At 52.4% G+C, this 17,957-nt stretch carries 11 protein-coding genes; 5 read left to right on the top strand and 6 right to left on the bottom strand.

The genetic code is table 11. From position 1 onward, the window contains the following. The first annotated feature begins 50 nt into the window (after positions 1 to 50). A complete protein-coding gene (locus ACRZ95_RS12445; RefSeq protein ID WP_480554999.1) occupies positions 51 to 1,109 on the top strand; it encodes a YeeE/YedE family protein in 1,059 nt (352 codons plus the stop codon). A gap of 1 nt (position 1,110) precedes the next feature. Here the strand turns inward: ACRZ95_RS12445 and ACRZ95_RS12450 are convergent, their stop codons facing one another. Further along, positions 1,111 to 2,052, bottom strand: coding sequence for an MBL fold metallo-hydrolase (locus tag ACRZ95_RS12450; protein ID WP_170679322.1), 942 nt, complete (start codon positions 2,050 to 2,052; stop codon positions 1,111 to 1,113). Between the two features lie 2 nt (positions 2,053 to 2,054). Beyond that, entirely contained in the window at positions 2,055 to 2,978 is a 924-nt protein-coding gene (locus tag ACRZ95_RS12455; RefSeq protein ID WP_170679124.1) for an MBL fold metallo-hydrolase, read from the bottom strand. 933 nt (positions 2,979 to 3,911) lie between these two features. Here ACRZ95_RS12455 and ACRZ95_RS12460 point away from each other — a divergent pair. Beyond that, positions 3,912 to 4,805, top strand: a complete 894-nt coding sequence (locus tag ACRZ95_RS12460; protein WP_170679122.1) for a YegS/Rv2252/BmrU family lipid kinase — start codon at positions 3,912 to 3,914, stop codon at positions 4,803 to 4,805. A gap of 122 nt (positions 4,806 to 4,927) precedes the next feature. Here the strand turns inward: ACRZ95_RS12460 and ACRZ95_RS12465 are convergent, their stop codons facing one another. The 4 genes from ACRZ95_RS12465 to ACRZ95_RS12480 all read right to left on the bottom strand — a co-directional run bounded on the left by ACRZ95_RS12465 (position 4,928) and on the right by ACRZ95_RS12480 (position 9,052). Further along, positions 4,928 to 6,022, bottom strand: a complete 1,095-nt coding sequence (locus tag ACRZ95_RS12465) for an AI-2E family transporter (RefSeq protein WP_170679120.1) — start codon at positions 6,020 to 6,022, stop codon at positions 4,928 to 4,930. Positions 6,023 to 6,878: 856 nt separating this feature from the next. Then, positions 6,879 to 7,457: a TetR family transcriptional regulator gene (locus tag ACRZ95_RS12470; RefSeq protein WP_170679118.1), complete on the bottom strand. Its 579-nt coding sequence runs from the start codon at positions 7,455 to 7,457 to the stop codon at positions 6,879 to 6,881. Then, on the bottom strand, positions 7,454 to 7,993 hold the full coding sequence (locus ACRZ95_RS12475; protein ID WP_170679116.1) for a dihydrofolate reductase family protein: 540 nt from the start codon (positions 7,991 to 7,993) through the stop codon (positions 7,454 to 7,456). The genes ACRZ95_RS12470 and ACRZ95_RS12475 overlap by 4 nt, the downstream gene beginning before the upstream one ends. A 348-nt stretch (positions 7,994 to 8,341) precedes the next feature. Then, positions 8,342 to 9,052, bottom strand: coding sequence for a M48 family metalloprotease (locus ACRZ95_RS12480; protein ID WP_170679113.1), 711 nt, complete (start codon positions 9,050 to 9,052; stop codon positions 8,342 to 8,344). 399 nt (positions 9,053 to 9,451) lie between these two features. On the opposite strand from ACRZ95_RS12480, the gene ACRZ95_RS12485 reads away from it, so the two are divergent. The 3 genes from ACRZ95_RS12485 to ACRZ95_RS12495 are packed head-to-tail and all read left to right on the top strand — an operon-like array spanning position 9,452 to position 17,810. After that, a complete protein-coding gene (locus ACRZ95_RS12485) occupies positions 9,452 to 16,447 on the top strand; it encodes a GAF domain-containing protein (RefSeq protein WP_170679111.1) in 6,996 nt (2,331 codons plus the stop codon). A gap of 3 nt (positions 16,448 to 16,450) precedes the next feature. Continuing rightward, the gene (locus tag ACRZ95_RS12490) at positions 16,451 to 16,792 is read left to right on the top strand and encodes an Hpt domain-containing protein (protein WP_170380064.1); all 342 of its coding nucleotides are present in this window, start codon (positions 16,451 to 16,453) and stop codon (positions 16,790 to 16,792) included. Next, positions 16,785 to 17,810 carry a response regulator gene (locus tag ACRZ95_RS12495; RefSeq protein WP_170679109.1) on the top strand — a complete coding sequence of 342 codons (1,026 nt, stop codon included), beginning with the start codon at positions 16,785 to 16,787 and terminating at the stop codon, positions 17,808 to 17,810. The genes ACRZ95_RS12490 and ACRZ95_RS12495 overlap by 8 nt, the downstream gene beginning before the upstream one ends. The last annotated feature ends 147 nt before the right edge of the window (positions 17,811 to 17,957 follow it).

A 17,957-nucleotide genomic window follows, 5' to 3' on the forward strand; every position in this document is an offset into this window, starting at 1 on the left:
ACTTGACCGAGGACATGGACGCGCAAGCAACGAAGTGAGAGTTTCTTTTGATGGAAAGGCTCATCGATTTGTTGGGAGACCCTGGCGCTTTGGCATTTGCCGGTGCGATTGTCGGTATCTTGTTCGGCGTGACAGCTCAGAAGTCTCACTTTTGTTTGCGAGCGTCGACCATCGAAGTCGCCGAAGGCGAGCTTGGTCCCCGCCTGGCGGTTTGGCTGATCGCCTTCACCGCTGCGCTCACCTTAGTACAGGCGTTTGTCGCGTTTGAGTGGTTAAACCTTTCTGAGACACGCGCGATCGCGTCGACGGGCAGCCTTAGCGGCGCAATAATTGGCGGGGCGATGTTCGGCGTTGGCATGGTTCTTGCGCGTGGGTGTGCATCTCGCCTATTGGTATTGGCCTCCTGCGGTAATCTGCGCGCGCTGATTACAGGATTGGTTTTAACCTTGGTGGCTCAGGCTGCTTACACGGGCGTTCTTAGTCCCGCCCGCGAATTGCTTTCCGGGATCTGGACTGTCTCAGGAGGCGCCTCGAGAGATCTTTCGGAAATACTTGGTTATTCGCCAGTGGCTTATACAGCCGTTGCAGCGTTGGGATTGGTGTCGGCAATTGCATTCGCATTCCACCGGAGAGTCGTGCCTGTCAGAATCATAACAGCCGCAGGCGTTGGCGTGGCTGTGGCGCTTGGCTGGATGATGACCTTTGCGATCGCGCAAGCATCTTTTGACGTCGTGCCCGTGTCGTCTATAACATTTACCGGACCGGCCACGGATACACTGATGGCGTTAGTTGCGGAGAGGAGCGTTGTGTTGTCCTTCGGTATCGGCCTCGTTCCAAGCGTAGCAATTGGTGCCGCAGGCGCGGCCTTAACTGCAGGGGAGTGGAAGATCGAACGGTTTGGCCCGGATACTCCGATGGAGCGCTACCTTGCTGGAGCTGTCCTCATGGGGTTTGGAGCCATGCTGGCCGGAGGTTGCGCCGTGGGAGCAGGGCTTTCCGGAGGGTCCGCACTGTCATTGACGGCATGGCTTGCCGTTTTCTTCATGTGGGTTGGAGCAATCAGCACGCATAGGTTATTGAGGCGAATGCCTGTTCCACAAACGTCCTGAGCTATTCGAATTCCATCTGCTCAAAAACGCGCCCGGCATTTTTTGTCGCCAGTTCCTCAAACGTGTCCAAATGGGCATATGGTGACTGATCGACGTAGTAAGCCTCTGCCAGATCGCCGCCGGCATCCATATGCTCTTGGATCCTGCCGCGCAGATAGATCAGGTAGTCGCGTGTATAGCGGCGCACCTGATCCATGTTTGTCGGATGACCGTGGCCGGGTATGACATATGTGGCTCCCAAAGCTTCGAACTCGTTGTCCCAAGTCTCAAGCCAATCTGCCGTGTAGGTTTCCTGAAAGATCGGCAGCATGCGCTCGTGAAACGCCATGTCACCCGCGATGACAAGGCTTTGCTTCGGTAGCCAAATCGAGATATCGCCAGGACTATGGGCCGGCCCGAGATACTTGGCCTCAATCCGGAAATCACCCATTTCAACTACGTATTCATCCTCGAATGTCTCGGTTGGGCCAGCCAGAAACGTTCTTTCCGCCTTGTCCTGATTGTACCGTTGCATTCCTTCAAGGATCTGAGGGCCGTATTCCTCAAATTCAGCCGCAGCATCCGAATGGGCGATAATTGGAACGCCGAGCTCTGACCAGTAGGCGTTGCCAAGCATCGCGTGCCCCTGGCCATTCTCGTTGAAGACAAGCTTAACCGGCTGATCCGTGATCGACTGAATTTCCTGGTGAAGCGCTTCAGCAAGCACATAGGCCGCGCCGCCGTTTATGACGATCACGCCCTCTCCGGTAACTATGAAGCTGAGATTGTTGTTATGACCAGAGTTTTCGTAGGTCGGCGGTGCGGTTGCGCCAATGGCGGAATAGACGCCGGGGATGTACTCGACCGGTTTGGAATACAGCACACTTTTCGGATATTGGTCTGCAATATTCTCACTTGCCCAAGCTGGTGTGGCCAGGGCCAAGACAATCGCCAGCGATCGCATCATTATGGTTCTCCAATGAACTTATAAGCAGAGCTAGTCTTTTCGACCCGGCCGATTCCACCATTCGGTAGGTGGAACCCAATTATTTTCATTTGCTCGTGGGAAATCTGATCCAGCAGCGAGTTCCGAGTTGCTGCGGCTGCCTGTTGATCCTGATCCGTGCCGCTGGGCCAGTCGGGGCGTTCAAAAGCTACGTGTGGATTTCCCAACGCGTCGCCGACAATCATCACGGATTCACTGCCGCCGCGAATTTCAAACGCCATGTGGCCGGGCGTGTGTCCAAAGCTTGCGCGTGCTGCAACACCGGGAAGAATCTCTTGTCCGTCGTCAAAAAGCGCGACCTGATCCTCAATTGCCGCCATACGCCGCTTCGCGCCTACAGCGAACGCAGCACGATCTTCTCCAATGGTATCCACCGTTGAGGGGTTCCACCAATAATCCCACTCATCGCGGCCAAAGTGATGCGTGGCGTTGGGGAAAAGAAGGTCATCGAAATCATCCAAAACGCCCCAGATGTGATCCGGGTGAGCATGGGTGAAGATCACGTGCGATATGTCTTCGGGCGACAGGTTGATAGTTTCAAGAGATTCCAGAAGCTTGCCAGATGTTGGCATGAAATCGGGTCCAGCTCCCACATCGAACAGCACCGTGTTTTGACCATCTCGATAAAGTGCGACATTGCACTCTGGCTCGTACTTGGTCGCGTCCACCTTGTAGCTGTCCAGAAGCTGCCTGAGTTCTTCCCTCGGCATGGCGCCGAAGACCATTTCCGGAGGCAATGACAGGTACCCGTCTGACATAGTTGCAATCTGAGCCGAAGAACCGAGTTGTAGCTCTGCCCAAGCGATTTTGGACTGAACACCAAGTGCCGCGATACACGCGGCGTTGTGTAAGAAAGTACGTCGAGAAAATGAATTTTTACCCATACACAATCAATAAAATGAATGTTTTAATTTGTAAATGACGAAAGATGGAGAAGGATGGAGTTTCGCCAAGCGATCTGCAGGCTGGGCGCTATGTAGAAGAGCTTTTGGTTTCAACCCAAATATGCCGAGTCACGGTTCCCGATCCCGGGCGTTTCCCGCATCAGTTAATCCATACTACTCTGTTGCCGAGACAGCTGATGAGATGATGAAAGAATTCTTTGAGGAAAAGCCGGGACTCGAACTGAGGTTTCGTCGTCGGCTGCTCTGGTGGTACCCTCTTTTCAAGCTTCAGATGCGCCTCGAGCGCTTCTTCCAGTAGTTCTCTCAAACATATCCATTCTTCCTTGCCTCGCTTGAAACGCGGGTTCCTTCTAAGCAGGGCATTGTTTGATGTTACATGTTCGCACGAAAACTGAGGAACGTAGCTTTTGGACTCGAGAGTTTGGACGCTCAAGATGACGGTACTGTATAGGCGTTAGGGATCCCCGCAGCCTCAAGAAAATGCGCAATATCATCTTTCTATGTTCAGGCTGTTCGGATTGAAAACTAGGGAAATGGGTTCGTTTGTGAATCTCGCAAAATGACTTTTTTTTCTCCCTTGGGAGTTCACGAGCGAGATTGAATCGCGAATTGTTTCGGGCAATCGGCGCGAATTTCTTTGGGTTGCTACACGCAAAATTTCTCAATGATTTTGAGAGGCGACGTGAACGCGTTCGCGGCATGCTTGTAGTATCAGGGAAGATCTTCGGATAGCTACTTACAGCCCGAAGAGGACCTTCACTACTAAGCTTTGTATACTCCGAGATGCGGAGAAAGCTGACTATCGTCATTTGGGGTTGGCTAGCACAAATAAGGTTTCAATTGCTTGAGCGCCTCTGCCATTAGAAATTTTAAAGCAGTTGCTCCAACGTGCGAGAGCTTTATGCTGGAACCATGGCCAAACGTACCCTGCTGATTGTCAATAGGAAGTCCGCAGCAAGACCCGATCTGCGTTCTGCTGTCCGCCCATTGGAAAAAGAGCTTGGCATTAGGGTGTGTATTCCTTGGTCAGGAAAAGACTTGAGGAAGACCCTTCGAGAAGCCGTAGGCGATGGGGTAACCAGGGTGATCGCGGGCGGTGGTGACGGCACTTTGAACTCGGTCGCGAGTGCTGTTTTGAAGTTGAAGACAAAGTCGCCTGTCTCGCTAGGTCTTGTTCCCTTGGGGACAGCAAATGATTTCGCCCGGTCGTATGGTGATAAGGGTTTGGACTTGGCAACATCTGTTCGAGTTGCTGCATCGGAAGACGCGCGACCAATTGATGTCGGATACATAAACGGCAGTCCGTTTGTGAATGTTGCAAGCGGCGGTTTTGGAGCGATGATCACCGCAACAACTCCCAAGGAAATGAAGAAAAGACTGGGGGGCCTCGCGTACACGCTGTTTGGGCTTGCTCGATTATCTGATGCAAAATCTGTTCCCGCAAAAATCTCAATTGATGATGAAGACCCGTATGACGTTTCCATTTCCGCAATCGCGATTGCGAACAGCCGCTATGCAGGTGGCGGTTTTGACGTGGCGCCTGAAGCGGACGTGTCCGATGGGTTGCTCGATTTAAGCGTGCTTTCTGCAGAGCGTTTAATGCCAGAAAATCTGCCCTTTGGCAGACTGCCGGATATCTCGGACCCCAAAGATGGTGTTGTACAGCGCTCTCGTCTGAGATCTATGGTTTTGGAAACCTCCCAACCGTTTCATATGAATTTGGACGGAGAGCCGATGATCGATCAACGCTTTGAGGTTTCAATTAAACCAAATGCGCTGAATTTCGTTTTCCCAAGCGGTAAGTAGCTCGGGTTTCTCTTTAAACTCAAACGTCACACGGTGTTTCGAACTATGTGCGGGGCTGACACATACACTCGACGATATAGTCAGGTAAAAAGCTGCCATCCAGTTTGGCAAACGTCTCTCGCTTAGCTGTTCACGGCGTCAGTGTTGTTTATCTTCCCATCACCGGACATCAGTATCGCGATTGGCTGGGTAGATGGTATGTTCGAAAGCACAATCATGATGCAAACGGTGATCGGGACGCTCATCAACGCTCCGGCAATGCCCCAGATCGCAGTCCAAAACGTGAGCGCCAAAATGACCATGAATGGCGACAAATTCAGTCTTTTCCCAAGTAGCATTGGCTCCAGGATATTGCCGACAGAGAATTGAACAGCGCCACAACCAATCAGAACAACAAGAAAGGGCACGACTTCTTCAAACTGTACCAGTGCGACAATTGAAGGAAGCGCAACGCCGACGATAGAGCCGACTGTCGGGATAAAATTCAACAAAAAGGCAAGAACGGCCCAGGTTTCAGAGAAGTCCAGGCCGACGGATGCCATCACGGCATAACTGCCTAAGCCAGTTAGTGCACTCACCAACGTTTTGATGCCAACATATCTTTGAATGCTGTCCGACGTGCTCTCAAGAACGTGACGAACTTTTTCAGCGGCTTCCCTGTCTTTGATTGCGAGTTTGATTTTGGCGCGCATTGGAACACGTTCGACCAACATGAATGGCACATAGAGTAGCACCAGGAAAAAAGCGCTTAGGAATGCCCCAGCAGAGCCGATCACTCCTGTCGCGAGCCCAGCTAGGTTGATCTGCTCCAAAGCTTTGATCGCGGCTGCATAATTGTCTTGCCCAACCAGTGATACCAGCTTTGCGACTATGCTGGAAAACCGTTCCTCATAGCGCGGAAACGCTTCCGAAACCGCGCCGGCTTGACTGGATAGTATCGACAACACAAGCGAGAGGCCGATCAACACAATTGAAATTGCGGCCAAATGCGCAAGCCACTTCGGGACGGTGCCGCCAAATATCTTGAATCTGCCAATGCGATCCGCAGTCGCGGTGAGAAGAACGAACAGGAGAGCGGCAAAAGACAGGGGAACCAGCACAGAGGAGGCGAGGACTAGCGACGCTATGGTCAAGAACACAAGGACGACCAACTGATACCAGAACGTGAGTCCCAAGAAACCTGATGAAGGATCTTGATGATGCATACCCTTTTTCATTGTAGGCTCCCTACAGGACTGAGCGTTGTCCAGCCGCTTTCTGAAATGATAGTTTATTTGCTCGCCTTGGTCGTGACTTGGCAAGTGGCTCTGGTACTTCTCTCTAGCGCGAATAGCTGAGATTTTTAGATGATGGCCCTCATTTCGTTGCCTTGAACTGGCCGTTGATCAGAAACCTTAGGCTGCAAGATTATCAGAAATAGTCTTGTCTCAGCCTCCTTTTGAGATCGGATGTCGGATGGGTCGCTTTTGGCTCGGTTCTGTCATCTGAGCACCTTTGTCGGGTGCCCGCAAAGCGACTGAAACTGGGCTCTCAAAACCGGTCAGCACCTCGGCAGCGTCTGTATAGACGTCCCGCTGACCGCTTGTGCAGGAACCCGTCTGACAGCCACGAACTCGCGCGGCAGCTTTCCGCCGTCGACATCGCCCGCCGGTTCTACAACGACGCCGGCATTCTCGCGGTTTCACCTAAGATGGTGCAGCGTGGCTTCGACTTTACGACCGTCGCTAACGCGTGCACAGCCTTGTCGAAAAAGACGGCTTCCATTTTTCCGTTTTCTAAGCGCTTGGAGTGGATGGACCCGACAAGGGCGAATTCGGGCAAAATACGTTGCTCGTGCATTGAGACATTCATTGGGAGGTCTCGATTGTACGAAAGCAAAACAGAAAGGGCACTCAGCATCACGCGTGAGTGTGCCCGTTAATGTTGGTGTTCCTGAATTTGGATCGCCAGGAACAGGCGTTAGACCCGGGTCTCTTTCATAAAATCTCCTTTGTGCGAGGCGCTCTGCCTCAAACGTTTGGCGAACGTAGGCGTTCAACCGAGAACGGTCAAATTCTCAAAGATTTCAATGCCTCATTTTGAACGGTCGTGCGCACCGCCGATCGCACGCGCCAGTACCCAATCAATACCTCGTAAAAAGTCATCGATTGTTAACGGGTTGTTTTTCCCGCTTGACGCGGAGAGGATAAAGCCATGCGTATAGTCGATGAGAAGATGCAAAAGCACATCGTTTTCGTCACCATCGTCAATTTCCCGCGTGCATGCCCGCAGCTTATCTGTGACGTCCAAGAGATCTTTGCTGATGAGTGTGACGTCTTCCAGAACTGCGCGCAGTAGGTTGGCATTCGGCAAGGCCCGAAGATAGTAGGCACTTAGTATGCTACGCGCTTTTGCGCTGGCTCTTTTTTCAAAGGTGGCCTGAAGCGTATTCGCAAAGGCCAGTTCAACCAGGTCAGCCAGTAGCTTTCGCTTGCTGCCAGAATGGTAAGTAACCGCCATCGGCGTGACCTTTAGCTTATCCGCCAGTAACCGAAACGAAAGCGCATCAGCTCCCTGCTTTTGAACAATTGGCAGGGCTGTTTGCAGGATAAGCTGTTTCGATAGACGTTCCTTGGACTTTTTTGGTCGCCCGACAGTTGGTGCTTTGGTCATATACTTTTCACTTCGTAAACCAGATCGACCATACCCGATGGAAAAGGTGTGGCAGAGATCAGTTCAAGATCAATATCGCCATCCGTTTCACCGAAAATGCGAATGCCATCACCTAGTAGAATAGGAACCAACGTAATCTTCATGTCTTGTACAAATCCGGCCTGAAGGAACGACCGAATGATCGCGCCGCCATCGACATATACGCGGTTGTAACCGCGCTCGCGAAAGATTCCCCATAACTCTTCGGGGCTGGCAGTGGAGAACTCAATTTTGTCGTGTAGATTTTCAGGTAGGTCCTGTTTCGTCATGGAGCGGCTGAGTACCACAACGGGTTTCGCATATGGCCATTGACCAAATCCAAGGACTGTTCGCAGTGATCCGGTCCCCATAACAAGAGCATCTACGCTGTTCATAAACTCGATGAACCCGTGGTCTTCGTTTTCAGCGGGCTGTTTATTCAGCCAATCGAGCGAATGGTCTTTTCTTGCAACGAAACCGTCGAGGCTCATGGCCATCATGATGTGTCCGCTTGGCATTGTGTCCTCATTTCCTCTGAATTATACAGCGTATAAATATTTAAACAAATACCTGCAACTTGATCAGTCAAGATGCGACGCTCTAACGAAGAAAGGGGACATTTGCCTATTAAGTAACCCAAGTGAATTGGGTTCGGCGGGGAAATCCCGACTTTCCAAGAGTGACCGTTTTGCGCATAAAGGCGCTCTCATGCACGATTACTTATTGCTGGCGCAGCATTTGTGCGCGAGTGCATCAAGGCGAGTGTCAGCGGGGCGACCCAGAGAACGTCGCATTTACCCGGGTTCGAAGCTCTCTTTAGCCGCGATCAGGCTTTGCGACCCCGTGAAGACCGGAACTCAAAATGTTTAGCGACTGATCTGAGCCATTGTATCCTGCACCGCATAGTATCTTTGTGCGTTGGGAGGATGCGTCCCTAGAAAACGATCACCGGGATCAGGAACGCGCGCAAAGTAAAGCGCACCATTGAGTGGATCATAGCCAGCTTTGTAGGCTATCACCGTGCCTAGTCGATCAGCTTCCAATTCAAAGTTTTTTGAATAGCTGCGACTGCCCACAAAGGCTCCGAGATCTTGTGCTGCGGCAATGTCATTCGGCCCAGTCCCCGCAATTGTCGCCAGACCTGCCAAAAGTACCGCACCAGCCGCTGTATTTTGGGCCTGTTGGGCCAAATGCCCTTGAATGTGATGAGCGGCTTCATGCGCCATAACAAACGCAAGCTCATCGGCATTGTTCACATCTCGTGTCAACGCTTGGGTCATTGTTATGACAGGGCGTCCTGACTTGCTTAAACTCTGGTACGCGTTTGAGGGCGCATTTTTGTTTGGATCGATGCGGATCAAAAAATCGCAATTCACGCCCCGAGTTTGGCGGCGACACTCGTTTTCAGCAACGGGCTCAATTCGAGAGGCAACCTGCCGAAATCTAGCTTGTGCCTGTTGTGAATTTACCTGGGCGCTCGTGCGACCGGGATTTGGGATAGGTGCCGATGGCGGAGGCACGGTCGAAACGCATCCCGCCAGCAAAAATGCAACCAATACCGAGGCGACCCGCTTCATACCTAAGCCTTCCTACCTTTTTGGAGATCCTAAATAGAGCCCTCAGGCGTCGATAAACCAACGCCGATACCCGAATCTTAAGGCCCGCAAAAATTGATATTCAATAACAGAGGAGGTTTGCTGTAGCCGCACCCGATTTCGACGCGACCAAAATGGTATGCAACGCAAATGGTCTTGAATCAAAGGACCGCAACTGTCCCTCGGGTACTAAATTATTATACCTATTGGTGGAATTCGCTCACATTATCGTAGCTATCCTAACGGGAAAAAAATGCACTAGGCAGAAGAGGCTGCTCAGTCGCGGATACTGTCCAGAAAGAAACACTGTGACTTCTATCGTATGCCCTCTAAACTCCGGTCTTGTGTGTTTCATTAGTTTGCGTGGGGGCACGAACGCAGGTGGGTGGAAAGAAGGCATCAACAGAGACTGCTGACTCAGCGTCGTCATCTGCGCAAAGCTCTGGGCTCAGCGCGGATGATCAGCAGGCTCGGTTCGAAGCCACCGCGCGGGTTATGCAAGCGATCTCCGAGACCAAGGATGACATCCAGCCAGTATGCGACCTGATTGTAACGCTGGCAAAAGATCTGTGTGATGCCTTTTTTGCCGGTCTGGTGCTCGGGCAAGAAGGGGATGCTCGTCAGCAACTGGTTGCAAGCGTCAATTTACACCCGGATATTCAACAGCTCTGGCTCGATGGCAAATACACGATGGAGCCAGGCAACTCCATTGTGACTGACACTATTCTCAGCGGTAAGACAAAACGTGTTGTCGATATGGGCGACACCGATTATCACAAATCGGGCGATGAGCGCTTTAAGCTCATTGTCGACACGCATGGGTGCCGGAGCAATCTCTTTGTTCCATTGAAAGTGGGTGGCAGTGCAATCGGATGCCTGATGTTGGCACGGGATGAGGTGCGACCTTATTCCGACGATCAGGTCCAGCTGGTTGAAACTTTCGCCGCGCAAGCGGTCATCGCAATTGAAAATGTTCGCCAGTTTAGTGAGTTGCAGGTGCGTCTGGCGCGTGAAGGTGCCACGCGTGATGTTCTGGAGACGATCAGTCGGTCTCGGGATGATGAAGCGCCGGTATTTAAGACGATCTTGGAAAACACGGCCCGGCTTTGCGAAACAGATGTGGCCACGTTGAGCCTGCTAAATGAGGCAGGAACGCATTTGGAATACGCCGCCCATTTTGGTGATCAATTGGCGACATATAAGGTCGGCGTGGATCGCTGGTCTCTGGACTCAAATTTACAAATTGCCGAGTCCGTGCGGGAAGCGCGCGTCATTCACAACGTCGATTTGCGCGAGACAGAACACTACATCAACGGGGATCCCTGGCGCCGGCAACTGGTTGATGAGGAAGGTGTTCGTTCGTTTCTAACGGTTCCTTTGATGTCAGCAAATGGTGACCCCGTAGGTGTCATCGGGATCTACCGGCGCGAAGTGCGACCCTTTTACGATGACGAGATTTCTTTGGTCGAGAGCTTTGCCGCGCAAGCCGTCATTGCCCTCGATAACACACGTCAAATGAAAGAGCTGCACACTCAGCTAGAACGCCAAGCGGCGACGCAGGAGGTTCTAAGTGTTATCAGCAAAAGCCGGGACAATGACGCACGAGTCTTTGAAGCCGTGCTTCAGCAGGCCACTGAAATCTGTGACGCAGATCAGGCGGCGCTGGTTTTGGTCAACGCTGCGGGAACCCACATTCAATTGGCCGGTGCATGGGGGCATGATAGGACCGACGTCGAATTGGGGGAAGAGTGGCCTCTTGATGGGTCGGTCACGGCGGCGGCTGCGATACGAAATTGCAAGGTTGTACGCGTCGAGGACATCGCCGACACAGAGTTCTACCGCTCGGGTGATCCTACTGCTGTTACAATGGTCGAGGTCGAAGGCATCAGGTCACGGGTCGTTGTGCCCCTGATGCAGGGGGAACAGGCGATAGGTGCTATTGCGGTTAGCCGGCGCGAAGTGCGCCCGTTTTCTGATCCCGACGTGCAATTCATCGAAGAGTTCGCCAAACACGCAGTCATAGCGATAGAAAACACGCGCCAGTTTCGAGAGGTTCAGGAACGACTGGAGCGTGAAAAAGCATCGCGAGAAATCCTCGAGGTCATCAGCCGTAGCCGCGACGACGAAAGACCTGTGTTCCAAAGCATTCTCGAAAACTCCAGCCGTTTGTGCAAAGCCCCGCTCGCGTTTTTATGTGTCGCTGATAATGAACGCGGGCTCGCAACGATCCCGGCCAATATCGGCGCAAGAACCGACTTTGACGAAGCGCTCAAAAACTTCGTCGAGCCGCTGACACGCACGGAATTAATTGCGATCAAACCAATGATCGATGGCGAGGTCATTCGCCAGGACGATATCGCGGACGATCCCCTGTACTTCCGGGATCGTGACCCGAAACGGGTTCAGATGGTTGAGATTGAAGGAGCCCGCTCGGTTCTGGCAGTTCCGTTGATGAAGGATGGCGTGGGTCTCGGTGTAATTGTCCTATACCGCCGTGAAGTTGCACCTTTCTCAGACGACGACGTGGCACTGGTTCAAACCTTCGCGGCTCAAGCCGTGATCGCAATGGAGAACGTCCGCCAGTTCCGCGAAGTCCAGGATCGCACGGCGGAAGTGACGCAGGCGTTGGAATACCAGACCTCTACATCTGAAGTGCTGCGGGTGATTTCGGCGTCACCAAATGAGTTGGCCCCTGTTCTCGACGCTATCCTCAAAGAAGCTTCTCGCATCTGCGAATTGCAGGATGCTTATGTTGCGATGCTGAACCCCGACGATCAGCTTTTTCATGTTCATGCGATACTCACGCAGGACACGACCTTTGCCGATTATGTCAGAGCGCACCCTATTTCGCCTGATGAAAGCGGTGTAAGCGGGCGAGCCATTCTGTCGAAACGCACTGTCTATATCGAAGATATTGAAACCGAGACCTCTTATACTTGGATAAAAGACAGCGGCGTCGGGGAATATCGGTCCGTGCTCGGGGTCCCATTGGTTAAGAATGGCGAGGTCGTAGGTGTGATTTCGGTCGGATCAATCGAGGTTTCGGGATTTTCCACCAAACAGATTCAGTTATTAGAAACCTTTGCCGACCAAGCCACTATCGCCATTACGAATGCCAACCTGTTCCGGGAAGTAGAGGAACGCACTGCCGAAGTCGTGCAGTCACTAGAATACCAGACTGCCACGTCAGAGGTTTTAGATGTCATCTCTCGCTCGCCCAACGATCTTCCACGTGTGCTGGATGCAATCCTGGAAGTTTCCTCACGTATCTGCGACCCAGAGTATGCATTCTTCGCAATGCGGGATGCTGACGATGGGTTGTACCGTGTGGCCATGTCCCACAACGTGAGCGATGCGTTTCTTAACTATTTGTCAGACAACCCCATTGCTCCAGAGGAAGGCTCGTGCATCGGCCGCACGGCTCTTCACGGCAAGACTGTTTACATAAAAGATACGAGTAAGGATCCAACTTACACATGGAAGGTGGCGGCGGAGATCGGTGATTACCTCACCACCCTCGGCGTTCCCTTAGTCAGCGATGGCGTGACCGTTGGTGTTATTGTCATGGCCCACCGGAAGCCCGGGGCGTTTAGTGAAAAACAGGTCAACCTGTTAGAGACATTCGCATCCCAGGCTGTGATAGCCATAAACAACACCCGGTTGTTCAGAGAAGTGCAGGCACGCACCGCGGAAGTTGAAGAAGCGCTCGACTATCAAACGGCCACGTCTGAAGTGCTGGGAGTGATCTCACGCTCGCCAAATGAACTTGATCCAGTTCTCAAAGCTATTTTGCAAGTGGCGGTTCGCATCTGCAAACCCGAAGCGTCTTACGTCGCACTTCTAAACGAAGAAACCGGAATTTATGACGTTGCTGCGACCCACAATTCCGCCGCGGCACACAACGACATTATAAACCGTCAGGTGTTTGTACCAGACAAGGGCACAACCACGGGACGCGTCGCGCTAACAGGCAAAACGGTGTACATTGAAGATTTTGAGCACGACCCGGATTATGCCTGGAAAGAAGAAGCACTGGATGCCGGATTTCGTTCAGCTTTAGGGGTTCCGCTGGTCAAGGATGAAGTCACGCTGGGTGTGATTTCACTTGCTCATTCGAAAATTGGGGCGTTTTCAGACAAGCAGATAGCTTTGGTTGAAACCTTCGCCTCGCAAGCGGTCATAGCGCTTGGAAATGCGCACCTCTTCGACGAGGTGACAGCCCGAACGGCGGAAATTGAGGAATCGTTAGAGTACCAAAAAGCCACAAACGAAGTACTCGAAGTTATTTCCCGGTCTCCTGACGCGCTAGAGCCTGTACTGGAAGCATTGCTGGCCGTTTCGTCCCGCATTTGCCGCCTACAGGATGCCTTCGTGGCGCTTAAGACACCCGAAGATGGAAAGTACCATTATTTTGCCGGACACAATGTATCGGCCAAATTCGCGGATTTTCTAAAGGTGCATCCGTTTGAACCCGGGGAAACATCAGCCACAGCACGTGCGCTTTTGCATGGAAGGGCTGACTATGTTGAGGACACTCAAGCTGACCCCAATTATGATCCGCTGCTCAAGTCCAATCTCGAAGGCTATCGATCCGTTCTTTCCGTGCCACTGATCCGTGATGGTGACACAATTGGCGTTATCAGCATGGGGAGCCGAACGGCGGCCGCTTTTGACGAAAAACAAATCAAGCAAATGGAGACCTTCGCGTCGCAGGCGATAATCGCAATTCAGAACTCGCAACTCTTCAACGAAACGCAGACCGCCCTCGCGCGCCAAACCGCAAGCGCGGATGTCTTAAGAGTAATCTCTGAGTCCCCAACAGATACCAAACCGGTTTTTGAAAAGATTGTCGGACTGGCAACGACCCTCATAGATTGCGACCTGTCGATTGCTATTCAGGCGAACAAGACTGAACTTTGGCAGATCGCTGCTGCGACACCTGATGGTGTCGAAGAAATCACATGGAACGAGCGCCTGCCAATTGATCCCGAAGACAATTTGCCCTCAAGGGCAATCAAGAGCGGCAAGACCTTGCATTTGCCCGAATGGCGTTACGATGAGCTACCCCCACGCGATCAAGAGATCATCCGCAGGAAAGGATTCAAGTCTTCGCTGACAGTGCCTCTGATGCGCGGGACGGAATGCTTCGGTGCCTTGGTGTTCATCCGAAAAACTGCCAAAATTTTCAGCGAAGATGAAGTCGCCATCGCCGAGTCCTTCGCCGATCAGGCCATCATCGCGCTGGAAAACGTTCGCCTGTTTAATGAAACGCAAGCTTCCCTGGCACGTCAGACTGCGAGTGCGGACGTTCTACGGGTGATCAGCCAGTCTCCTGACGACATCAAGCCAGTCTTCGAAGCAATCGCAGAAGCAGGTGTGCGGTTGGTTTCCTCTGATATGGTTGCGGCCATGACCGCTCAAGGTAACACGTTCGAGGTGCTCGCGCGGGTGAGTGCAGACGGTGTTGCCACCCTTGAAGGAAACCAAAGTTTCCCTATCGACCCGGATCCAATGTCCAGCTTTCCCGCGCAGGTTCTTCATGAGAAGAAGATGCTCCACCTTCCGGATTGGGATACGCTCGAACTCTCGCCGTTCGAGCAGATTACGTATGACCGGCATGGCGTTCGCGCGGCTCTGTTGCTGCCACTAATAAAAGGCAAGGCGTGTCTGGGTGTATTGGTGTTCGCTCGGAAAACAGCTGGCGCCTTTACCAAAGATGAGATCGACCTCGCCTACTCGTTTGCAGACCAGGCGGTAATTGCCATCGAGAATGTTCGTCTATTCCGCGAGGCTGAAGAGGCGCGAAAAGTTGCTGAGGAAGCAAACGAAGCAAAAAGCGCCTTCCTGGCGACGATGTCCCACGAAATTCGAACCCCCATGAATGCCGTTATCGGGATGAGCGGGCTGTTGATGGACACAGAGTTGGATGCAGAACAAAGTGACTATGCCAATACGATCCGCGATAGCGGCGATGCGCTTTTGGGGATCATCAACGAGATCCTAGACTTCTCGAAAATTGAGGCCGGACAGATGGATATCGAAAACCATCCGTTTGACCTGCGCGAGTGCGTAGAAAGCGCACTCGATTTAATCAGCGGCAAGGCTGCCGAGAAACAACTCGATTTGGCCTATGAGTTCGATGACGCGCTGCCGCTGGCGATTAGCGCCGATTTAACGAGATTACGGCAGATTCTGCTAAACCTTCTTTCCAACGCCGTGAAGTTTACCGAAAGCGGCGAAGTAGTTCTGTCTGTTGAGCAATCTTCCAAGGTACAGGGAATGCTCGAACTGACGTTTAAAGTCCGAGACACCGGAATCGGCCTGTCCAAAAAAGGCATGAGTCGACTATTTCAGTCTTTCAGTCAGGCAGATAGTTCAACGACCAGGAAATATGGCGGCACTGGTCTGGGTCTTGCGATCTCGAAACGCCTCGCCGAACTTATGGGTGGGACCATGTGGGCTGAAAGCGATGGCGAGGGGAGCGGTTCCACCTTCATTTTCAAGATTCAGGCAAAACCTGCGAAACCCGTTAAGTCGTCTTCTCGCAGTCTTGTCGGCGTTCAGCCTGAACTCGAAGGCAAACGAATTTTGATGGTGGACGACAATGCCACCAATCGTAAAATCCTGTCTCTTCAAACCGAGAAATGGGGCACGCAGACCACGACCTGTGAGTCTCCGTTCGAGGCGCTGAGCATACTAGAAGAAGGCGTCGAGTTCGATTTGGCTATTCTCGACATGCATATGCCCGAAATTGATGGAGAAGAGCTTGCTAAAAAGTTTTGCGTCAAGAAGCCGGGTTTGCCGCTAATCCTTTTCAGTTCACTTGGTCCGCGTGAAGCAGATCTGGAGGATGGGCTCTTTGCTGCCAACCTCGCCAAACCCTTGCGCCAATCCCACCTGTTCGACACCCTGGTCACACTGTTCGCGACTGAAAAGGTGCGAGTAAAGCCGTCCAAGCCACAGGACAAACCTCAAACAGATCCGGATCTGGCGACGCGACATCCGTTACGGATTTTGCTGGCCGAAGATAACTTGGTGAACCAGAAACTTGCGCTGCGACTGCTAGAGCAGATGGGCTATCGCGCTGATCTGGCCAGCAACGGTGTTGAAGCAGTCGAAAGCGTCAACCGGCAAACATACGATGTCGTATTCATGGATGTGCAAATGCCCGAGATGGATGGTCTTGAAGCGTCTCGCCGCATCAACAAAGCGCATTCGGATGGAAGTCGTCCTCGCATTATCGCGATGACCGCGAACGCAATGCAGGGGGACCGTGAGATGTGCCTGGATGCAGGGATGGACGACTATATCACCAAACCGATCCGCGTACCTGCCCTTGTCGAAGCCCTGTTAAATTCCCCAAGAATAAGAAGGTGATCCATGACAGACAGCCCAATTGATCATGAAATCTTGGCAGAGCTTAAAGACGCCACAGGCGAAGAATTTGCAGCCGAACTTGTGAACACCTTTCTCGACGAAGCGCCCGGCATGATTGACGAATTGAAAGCGGCTGCGGCTGCGGCCGATGCCGACCGTTACCGGCGTGCTGCGCATTCTATCAAGTCAAACGCCAACACATTTGGTGCGACGGCTCTTGCCGAACTGGCCAAGAAAGTTGAGCTTGGAGAACTGCCCGAGGCTGGAGACCTAAAAGATGCGACGGCGTTGGAGACAGCCCTCACCACTGCGGCCACGGCTTTACGGAGTCTGATTGATGACTGACGCTCCCGGCCATTTGCTCATCGTCGACGACAACAAGGTGAACCGCTTGCTTTTGTCGCGCAGCGTAGAGCTTTTGGGTCACCAAGCATCGGTCGCGGAAAACGGCCGGGTTGCTATGGAGATGCTGTCTAGCCAGCCGTTTGACTTGCTTCTACTGGATATCGAAATGCCGGAAATGGACGGCTTTCAGGTTTTGGAAGCCGTCAAATCCGACACCGACCTGCGCGATCTGCCGGTAATTGTAACGTCTTCTGTTGAGGGTCTGGACAATGTCGTGCGGTGCATTGAATTGGGCGCTGAAGACTACCTGCCAAAACCAGTCAACAAGACACTTCTCGGTGCGCGCGTCTCCAGCGGCCTTGAAAAGAAAAGACTCAGGGACGAACAAAAGCGGCTGCTAGAGCGCTTTGCGACAACAGAGGTTGCACAAGACCTGCAAGAATCTGGCTTTGCGATAGGCGGCAAACGTGCCAACGCTTCGGTACTCTTCTGTGATATTCGCGGCTTCACGACCCTATCGGAAGATCTCGCTCCCGAGGAAACAATCGACCTGCTCAACACCTTCTACACGTTGATGTTCGAGGCTGTTGCCAGCAATGGCGGGATTGTCAGCCTGATGTTGGGAGACGGTTTGATGGCCCTTTTCGGAGTTCCGCAGCCGCTGTCCAACTCCGCGCAAAGTGCAGTGGCGTCAGGGCATGAAATGCACAACATGATTGAGATATTAAATCTCGAACGGCGCTCAGAAGGGAAGAGTGACCTAAAAATCGGTATCGGAATAGCGACTGGAGAAGTCGTCGCTGGTTATGCCGGTACAGACAACAGGGCGACGTATACTTGTATCGGATCGACCGTAAACCTTGCTGCTCGCCTGGAAGCAGAAACGCAGAAAACTGGAAGTCGAATTCTGGTTGATCAAGAAACCTGTGATCTCTTGGAAATGGCTAATGTGCTGGAGACATTTGTCGGCACTAGGATCAAAGGTTTTTCCGATCCGTTCGACATCCATGCGCTGTGACTATTCATGCAACGCTTTTCGCAAATCGTGCAAATTTATGCGCACCCATATGTCTGCGTAGTTTGCCCATAGCTTTTGCGCTGCGCGGCTGTCTGCCATTGCGATGAATTCAATCAGTTTTAGCGAAGTCGTTGCGGTTACGGCCAT

The sequence above is a fragment of the Ruegeria sp. AI3 genome, assembly GCF_056541245.1.

What these genes read in the sequence shown, in the direction of transcription:
- ACRZ95_RS12455 (WP_170679124.1), bottom strand. Translation starts at nt 2,978, where the DNA reads ATGGGTAAAAATTCATTTTCTCGACGTACTTTCTTACACAACGCCGCG.
- ACRZ95_RS12470 (WP_170679118.1), bottom strand. Translation starts at nt 7,457, where the DNA reads ATGACCAAAGCACCAACTGTCGGGCGACCAAAAAAGTCCAAGGAACGT.
- ACRZ95_RS12480 (WP_170679113.1), bottom strand. Translation starts at nt 9,052, where the DNA reads ATGAAGCGGGTCGCCTCGGTATTGGTTGCATTTTTGCTGGCGGGATGC.
- ACRZ95_RS12490 (WP_170380064.1), top strand. Translation starts at nt 16,451, where the DNA reads ATGACAGACAGCCCAATTGATCATGAAATCTTGGCAGAGCTTAAAGAC.
- ACRZ95_RS12460 (WP_170679122.1), top strand. Translation starts at nt 3,912, where the DNA reads ATGGCCAAACGTACCCTGCTGATTGTCAATAGGAAGTCCGCAGCAAGA.
- ACRZ95_RS12495 (WP_170679109.1), top strand. Translation starts at nt 16,785, where the DNA reads ATGACTGACGCTCCCGGCCATTTGCTCATCGTCGACGACAACAAGGTG.
- ACRZ95_RS12450 (WP_170679322.1), bottom strand. Translation starts at nt 2,052, where the DNA reads ATGCGATCGCTGGCGATTGTCTTGGCCCTGGCCACACCAGCTTGGGCA.
- ACRZ95_RS12475 (WP_170679116.1), bottom strand. Translation starts at nt 7,993, where the DNA reads ATGCCAAGCGGACACATCATGATGGCCATGAGCCTCGACGGTTTCGTT.
- ACRZ95_RS12465 (WP_170679120.1), bottom strand. Translation starts at nt 6,022, where the DNA reads ATGAAAAAGGGTATGCATCATCAAGATCCTTCATCAGGTTTCTTGGGA.
- ACRZ95_RS12445 (WP_480554999.1), top strand. Translation starts at nt 51, where the DNA reads ATGGAAAGGCTCATCGATTTGTTGGGAGACCCTGGCGCTTTGGCATTT.